8 protein-coding genes and 1 pseudogene are annotated in these 6,748 nt (G+C 53.7%); all 9 read left to right on the forward strand.

The genetic code is table 11. The annotated features are described in order from the left end of the window. Position 1: 1 nt before the first annotated feature. Positions 2 to 787 (forward strand): annotated as a pseudogene (gene polC, locus VU18_RS19395) (PolC-type DNA polymerase III); the annotation flags it as partial. 244 nt (positions 788 to 1,031) lie between these two features. Continuing rightward, the gene (rimP, locus tag VU18_RS05450) at positions 1,032 to 1,505 is read left to right on the forward strand and encodes a ribosome maturation factor RimP (protein WP_011230759.1); all 474 of its coding nucleotides are present in this window, start codon (positions 1,032 to 1,034) and stop codon (positions 1,503 to 1,505) included. A 24-nt stretch (positions 1,506 to 1,529) separates the two neighbouring features. Continuing rightward, complete coding sequence (gene nusA / locus VU18_RS05455) at positions 1,530 to 2,681, forward strand: transcription termination factor NusA (RefSeq protein WP_011230760.1); 1,152 nt, start codon at positions 1,530 to 1,532, stop codon at positions 2,679 to 2,681. A 13-nt stretch (positions 2,682 to 2,694) separates the two neighbouring features. Continuing rightward, positions 2,695 to 2,985: an RNase P modulator RnpM gene (gene rnpM / locus VU18_RS05460; RefSeq protein WP_011230761.1), complete on the forward strand. Its 291-nt coding sequence runs from the start codon at positions 2,695 to 2,697 to the stop codon at positions 2,983 to 2,985. Further along, a complete protein-coding gene (locus VU18_RS05465) occupies positions 2,975 to 3,283 on the forward strand; it encodes a YlxQ family RNA-binding protein (protein WP_011230762.1) in 309 nt (102 codons plus the stop codon). The genes rnpM and VU18_RS05465 overlap by 11 nt, the downstream gene beginning before the upstream one ends. A 13-nt stretch (positions 3,284 to 3,296) precedes the next feature. Next, complete coding sequence (infB, locus tag VU18_RS05470) at positions 3,297 to 5,516, forward strand: translation initiation factor IF-2 (RefSeq protein ID WP_047757748.1); 2,220 nt, start codon at positions 3,297 to 3,299, stop codon at positions 5,514 to 5,516. Continuing rightward, a complete protein-coding gene (locus VU18_RS05475) occupies positions 5,513 to 5,791 on the forward strand; it encodes a DUF503 domain-containing protein (RefSeq protein ID WP_011230764.1) in 279 nt (92 codons plus the stop codon). The genes infB and VU18_RS05475 overlap by 4 nt, the downstream gene beginning before the upstream one ends. A 15-nt stretch (positions 5,792 to 5,806) precedes the next feature. Then, positions 5,807 to 6,190 (forward strand): 30S ribosome-binding factor RbfA, encoded by a 384-nt coding sequence (rbfA, locus tag VU18_RS05480; protein WP_014195477.1) that lies wholly within the window; start codon positions 5,807 to 5,809, stop codon positions 6,188 to 6,190. A gap of 54 nt (positions 6,191 to 6,244) precedes the next feature. Then, positions 6,245 to 6,748, forward strand: a 504-nt coding sequence (gene truB, locus VU18_RS19400) for a tRNA pseudouridine(55) synthase TruB (protein ID WP_236687297.1), incomplete at its 3' end; no start/stop codon positions are given.

Genomic DNA, 6,748 nt, shown 5'->3' on the forward strand with positions numbered 1-6,748 from the left:
NTTGTCGCACGGCACCGATGTGTGGCTCGGCAACGCGCAAGAGCTCATTCAAAACGGCACGTGTACGTTATCGGAAGTCATCGGCTGCCGCGACGACATTATGGTCTATTTGATTTACCGCGGGCTCGAGCCGTCGCTCGCTTTTAAAATCATGGAATCCGTGCGCAAAGGAAAAGGCTTAACGCCGGAGTTTGAAGCAGAAATGCGCAAACATGACGTGCCGGAGTGGTACATCGATTCATGCAAAAAAATCAAGTACATGTTCCCGAAAGCGCACGCCGCCGCCTACGTGTTAATGGCGGTGCGCATCGCCTACTTTAAGGTGCACCATCCGCTTTTGTATTACGCGTCGTACTTTACGGTGCGGGCGGAGGACTTTGACCTTGACGCCATGATCAAAGGATCAGCCGCCATTCGCAAGCGGATTGAGGAAATCAACGCCAAAGGCATTCAGGCGACGGCGAAAGAAAAAAGCTTGCTCACGGTTCTTGAGGTGGCCTTAGAGATGTGCGAGCGCGGCTTTTCCTTTAAAAATATCGATTTGTACCGCTCGCAGGCGACGGAATTCGTCATTGACGGCAATTCTCTCATTCCGCCGTTCAACGCCATTCCGGGGCTTGGGACGAACGTGGCGCAGGCGATCGTGCGCGCTCGCGAGGAAGGTGAGTTTTTGTCGAAGGAGGATTTGCAACAGCGCGGCAAATTGTCGAAAACGCTGCTCGAGTATCTAGAAAGCCGCGGCTGCCTTGACTCGCTTCCAGACCATAACCAGCTGTCGCTGTTTTAGTGGAAACGCCGCCGCTGAAGGAAGCGGACAGCGCTCTTTCGCCCGAGCGGCAGTTTCCCGTTGCAATATATTTCCCAATGTGTTATAGTTTTAGTGGAATTGGCAAAGATAATGGCAAGCAGAGAGTGGGGAAACCCACTCTTTCGTCTTGAATGGGCACCCGTCTCTCGTTCATTCCCCGCCTTGTGCAGGGGATTTTCTCATTATGCCACGCATGCACGTTTGCTCGGTAAGGAGGAACACAATGAGCAAAAAGGTGACAGAAACGGTCGAACAACTCGTCACACCGATTTTGGACGAAATGGGGCTTGAACTCGTCGATATTGAATATGTGAAGGAAGGGAAAAATTGGTTTTTGCGCGTCTTCATTGACTCTGACGATGGCGTCGATATTGAACAATGCGGTGCTGTCAGCGAAAAATTGAGCGAAAAGCTGGATGAAGTCGATCCGATTCCGCATAACTATTTTTTGGAAGTATCATCGCCCGGAGCAGAGCGGCCGCTGAAAAAGGCAAAAGATTTTGCCAAGGCCATTGGGAAAAATGTATATATCAAAACGTATGAGCCCATTGAAGGAGAAAAGCAGTTTGAAGGCGAACTAACCGCTTTTGACGGAACGACCGTGACGCTGTTGGTCAAAGACCGCGGACGGCAAAAAACGGTCGCCATTCCGTATGAAAAAGTGGCAAGCGCCCGATTAGCCGTCATTTTCTTCTAATCGCAAAAGGGGGATTTTTGTTGCATGAACACGCAATTGCTTGAGGCGTTAGCCGATCTGATGCGGGAAAAAGGCATCAGCAAAGAAGTCGTGATGGAAGCGATCGAAGCGGCGATCGTTTCAGCGTATAAACGCAATTTCGGCCAGGCGCAAAACGTGCGCGTCGATCTCAATATGGACACCGGCACGATCCGCGTGTTCGCGCGCAAAGATGTCGTCGAAGAGGTGGCCGATCCGCGCCTTGAAATTTCACTTGAGGACGCGCAGCGGATCAATCCGAATTATCAAATCGGCGACGTCGTCGAGCTCGAAGTGACGCCGCGCGATTTCGGGCGCATCGCCGCACAGACGGCGAAGCAAGTCGTCACCCAGCGCGTGCGCGAGGCAGAGCGGAGCATCATCTACGCCGAATTTGTCGACCGTGAAGAGGACATTATGACCGGCATCGTTCAGCGCGTCGACCCGCGCTTTGTCTACGTCAGCCTCGGTAAGGCGGAGGCGCTCCTGCCGGCAAACGAACAAATGCCGAATGAAACCTATAAGCCGCACGACCGGTTGAAAGTATACATTACGAAAGTGGAAAAAACGACAAAAGGGCCGCAAATTTTCGTCTCCCGCACCCACCCGGGACTGTTGAAACGGCTGTTTGAGCTCGAAGTGCCGGAAATTTACGACGGAACGGTCGAGATTAAATCGATCGCCCGCGAAGCCGGCGACCGTTCGAAAATTTCCGTCCACTCCGACAACCCGGAAGTCGATCCGGTCGGCGCATGCGTCGGACCGAGAGGGCAACGCGTGCAGGCCATTGTTGATGAGCTGAACGGAGAAAAAATCGATATCGTCCGCTGGTCGGCCGATCCGGTGGAGTTTGTCGCCAACGCGTTAAGCCCGGCGAAAGTGTTGCGCGTCATTGTCAACGAGGAGCAAAAGGCGACGACGGTCATCGTTCCGGACTATCAGCTGTCGCTCGCCATCGGCAAACGCGGGCAAAACGCGCGGCTGGCGGCGAAATTGACCGGCTGGAAAATTGATATTAAAAGCGAATCGGAAGCGCGGGAGATGGGCATTGATCCGCATGCGCCATCCACTTCGCTTGATTTCAGCGATGCGGCGGCCGATAATGAAAATAGCGAAGAAAACGGCCCATCGTTTGATCAATCGGCGGAAATCGAGTGAGGGGGAATGAAAAATGGCAGCGCAAAAGAAAATTCCGTTGCGCAAATGCGTCGTCACTGGAGAGATGAAGCCGAAACGGGAGATGGTGCGCATCGTCCGCTCGAAAGAGGGGGAAGTGTCGATCGACCCAACCGGCAAAAAGGCGGGGCGCGGCGCGTATATTACCCTTGATCCGGAGTGCATTTTGCAGGCGAAAAAGAAAAACATTTTGGCCCGCCATTTAAAAGCAGACATCGATGATGCGATTTATGACGAATTGCTCGCCTTGGCGGAAAAGGAGAAACAGGCCGGACATGAAGCATAACCGTTGGGCATCGCTGCTTGGATTGGCGCAGCGGGCGGGCAAAGTCGTCTCCGGCGAGGAGCTTGTCGTCAAAGAAGTGCAGCGGGGCCGGGCGCGGCTCGTCTTGCTTTCGCAAGACGCATCGGTCAACACCGAAAAAAAAGTGACGGACAAATGCACGTTTTATGGCGTCCCGCTTTGCAAAGTGCCGGACCGGTATGTGCTTGGCGGCGCGATCGGCAAGGACGCCCGTGTCGTTGTCGCTGTCATCGACGAAGGGTTTGCGCGCCAATTGCAAACGATGCTCGACCGATCTTAATGGGGGTGAATGTATGTCGAGAATGCGTGTGTATGAATACGCGAAAAAACAGAACGTTCCAAGCAAGGACGTCATTCATAAATTGAAAGAAATGAACATTGAAGTGAACAACCATATGGCGATGCTGGAGGCTGATGTCGTCGAAAAACTCGACCATCAATATCGCCCGAACACCGGGAAAAAAGAAGAGAAAAAAGCGGAAAAGAAAACGGAGAAGCCGAAACGGCCGACGCCGGCGAAAGCGGCCGATTTTGCTGATGAGGAAATTTTTGACGACAGCAAAGAAGCGGCGAAAATGAAACCGGCGAAGAAAAAGGGAGCGCCAAAAGGGAAGGAAACGAAAAAAACCGAGGCGCAACAGCAAGAAAAGAAACTGCTCCAAGCGGCGAAAAAGAAAGGAAAAGGGCCGGCGAAAGGGAAAAAGCAGGCAGCACCAGCCGCAAAACAAGCGCCGCAGCCGGCGAAAAAAGAAAAAGAGCTGCCGAAAAAAATTACGTTTGAAGGTTCGCTTACCGTGGCCGAACTGGCGAAAAAGCTTGGCCGCGAACCGTCGGAAATTATTAAGAAGCTGTTTATGCTCGGCGTGATGGCGACAATCAACCAAGATTTAGACAAAGACGCCATCGAGCTCATCTGCTCAGATTACGGCGTTGAAGTCGAAGAAAAAGTGACGATCGATGAGACGAACTTTGAAGCGATCGAAATTGTCGATGCGCCGGAAGATTTGGTTGAACGGCCGCCGGTCGTGACGATCATGGGGCACGTCGACCACGGGAAAACGACGTTGCTTGATGCGATCCGCCACTCCAAAGTGACGGAGCAAGAAGCCGGCGGTATTACGCAACACATCGGTGCGTATCAAGTGACGGTCAATGACAAAAAAATTACGTTCCTCGATACGCCGGGGCATGAAGCGTTTACAACGATGCGGGCGCGCGGCGCGCAAGTGACCGATATCGTCATTCTTGTCGTTGCCGCGGATGACGGGGTGATGCCGCAGACGGTGGAAGCGATCAACCACGCCAAGGCGGCAAACGTGCCGATTATTGTCGCCATCAACAAAATCGATAAGCCGGAAGCGAACCCGGACCGCGTCATGCAAGAATTGATGGAATACAACCTCGTTCCGGAAGAATGGGGCGGCGATACGATTTTCTGCAAGTTGTCGGCGAAAACGAAAGAGGGTCTTGATCATCTTTTGGAAATGATTTTGCTTGTCAGTGAGATGGAAGAATTAAAAGCCAACCCGAACCGGCGTGCGGTCGGTACGGTGATCGAAGCGAAGCTTGATAAAGGGCGTGGCCCGGTGGCAACGCTTTTGATTCAAGCGGGAACGTTGCGTGTCGGCGATCCGATCGTCGTCGGCACAACATACGGGCGCGTGCGCGCGATGGTGAACGACAGCGGCCGGCGCGTCAAAGAGGCGACTCCGTCGATGCCAGTCGAAATTACTGGGCTGCATGAAGTGCCGCAAGCCGGCGACCGCTTCATGGTGTTTGAGGATGAGAAAAAGGCGCGGCAAATCGCGGAGGCGCGGGCGCAGCGGCAGCTGCAGGAGCAGCGAAGCGTCAAAACGCGCGTCAGCTTGGATGATTTGTTTGAACAAATTAAGCAAGGCGAAATGAAAGAGCTGAATTTGATCGTCAAAGCCGATGTTCAAGGATCGGTTGAGGCGCTTGTCGCCGCCTTGCAAAAAATCGATGTGGAAGGCGTGCGGGTGAAAATCATCCACGCGGCTGTCGGCGCCATCACCGAATCGGATATTTCGCTGGCGACGGCATCGAACGCCATCGTCATTGGATTTAACGTCCGTCCGGATGCAAACGCAAAGCGCGCCGCTGAATCGGAAAAAGTCGACATCCGCCTCCATCGCATCATTTACAATGTCATCGAGGAAATTGAAGCGGCGATGAAAGGGATGCTCGATCCGGAGTACGAAGAGAAAGTGATCGGTCAGGCGGAAGTGCGGCAAACCTTCAAAGTATCGAAAGTCGGCACGATCGCCGGTTGCTATGTCACGGACGGCAAAATCACCCGCGACAGCAAGGTGCGCCTCATTCGCCAAGGCATCGTCGTCTACGAAGGGGAAATCGATTCGCTCAAGCGGTATAAAGACGATGTGCGCGAAGTGGCGCAAGGGTATGAATGCGGGCTGACGATCAAAAACTTCAATGATATCAAAGAAGGAGATGTCATCGAAGCATACATCATGCAGGAAGTGGCCCGGGCATGATCGGCTTCGCTGCGTGCGAATGCATCATCTACAACGCCCGCTCGCTCAAGGATAAACGGGCCGTCCTGCAGCGGGTCATGACAAGAATCCGGCAAAAATATAACGTCTCTGTGGCCGAAATCGATCATCAAGACGCATGGCAACGAGCGACCATCGGCCTTGTTGCCATTACGTCCAGCCGCCGGGCGACCGAACGGGAGCTCGAGCGTGCGCTTGCTTTGATCGACTCGTTCCCTGAGCTGGAGCGGGCGGCCACATCATTCGAGTGGTTGTAACCGAGGTGATGGGTGATGAATATACGGGCAACTCGCGTTGGCGAGCAAATGAAAAAAGAGTTGAGCGACATCATCAGCCGCAGGCTGAAAGACCCGCGCATCGGCTTTGTCACGGTGACCGATGTGCGGGTCACCGGTGATTTGCAACAGGCGAAAGTGTACATCAGCGTCCTTGGCGATGACAAGCAGCAGGAAGAGACGTTGAAGGCGCTCGAGAAAGCGAAAGGGTTTATCCGTTCGGAAATCGGGCAGCGCATCCGCCTTCGCAAGACGCCGGAAATTTTCTTTGAAATCGATGAAACGATTGAATACGGCAGCCGCATCGAACAGCTGATTCGGCAAATTTCAAGCGATGACCACCCGGCGAAAGAGGCGGATGGGGAGCCGAACAATGGATAGACGAACCGTCTATCCATTTCCATTCATGATCATGGAAACGGAAAGGGTGCGTCGATGGACGGGGTATTGCTGCTGAATAAACCGAAAGGGATGACGTCTCACGACTGCGTGGCCAAAGTGCGCCGTCTGCTTGGCGTAAAAAAAGCGGGACACACCGGCACGCTTGACCCAAACGTGTCCGGTGTGCTGCCCATTTGCCTTGGCAAGGCGACGCGCATCGCCGAGTTTTTGACCGGGACGACGAAAACGTATGAAGGAAAAGTGACGCTTGGCGCCGCGACGACAACCGAAGATGCGGACGGCGACATCATCGCCGCCCGTCCGGTTGACCGGCCGATTGCGCGCGCGGAAATCGAAGCGGTGTTTGACAGCTTGACCGGAGAAATTGAGCAAACGCCGCCGATGTACTCCGCGGTGAAAGTGGGCGGCAAAAAACTGTATGAATACGCGCGCGCCGGCATCGAAGTCGAACGTCCGACGCGGCGCGTGACCATTTATGAGCTCGAACTGCTTGATGAACGTGAACAATTCTTTGGGGAAACGGTGTCATTTCGCTTT

This window comes from Geobacillus sp. ZGt-1 (assembly GCF_001026865.1).
GTDB lineage: Bacteria > Bacillota > Bacilli > Bacillales > Anoxybacillaceae > Geobacillus > Geobacillus thermoleovorans.

Excerpts from the sequence above, each read along its gene's own strand:
- rimP (WP_011230759.1), top strand. The coding sequence starts at position 1,032 with ATGAGCAAAAAGGTGACAGAAACGGTCGAACAACTCGTCACACCGATT.
- nusA (WP_011230760.1), top strand. The coding sequence starts at position 1,530 with ATGAACACGCAATTGCTTGAGGCGTTAGCCGATCTGATGCGGGAAAAA.
- rnpM (WP_011230761.1), top strand. The coding sequence starts at position 2,695 with ATGGCAGCGCAAAAGAAAATTCCGTTGCGCAAATGCGTCGTCACTGGA.
- VU18_RS05465 (WP_011230762.1), top strand. The coding sequence starts at position 2,975 with ATGAAGCATAACCGTTGGGCATCGCTGCTTGGATTGGCGCAGCGGGCG.
- infB (WP_047757748.1), top strand. The coding sequence starts at position 3,297 with ATGTCGAGAATGCGTGTGTATGAATACGCGAAAAAACAGAACGTTCCA.
- VU18_RS05475 (WP_011230764.1), top strand. The coding sequence starts at position 5,513 with ATGATCGGCTTCGCTGCGTGCGAATGCATCATCTACAACGCCCGCTCG.
- rbfA (WP_014195477.1), top strand. The coding sequence starts at position 5,807 with ATGAATATACGGGCAACTCGCGTTGGCGAGCAAATGAAAAAAGAGTTG.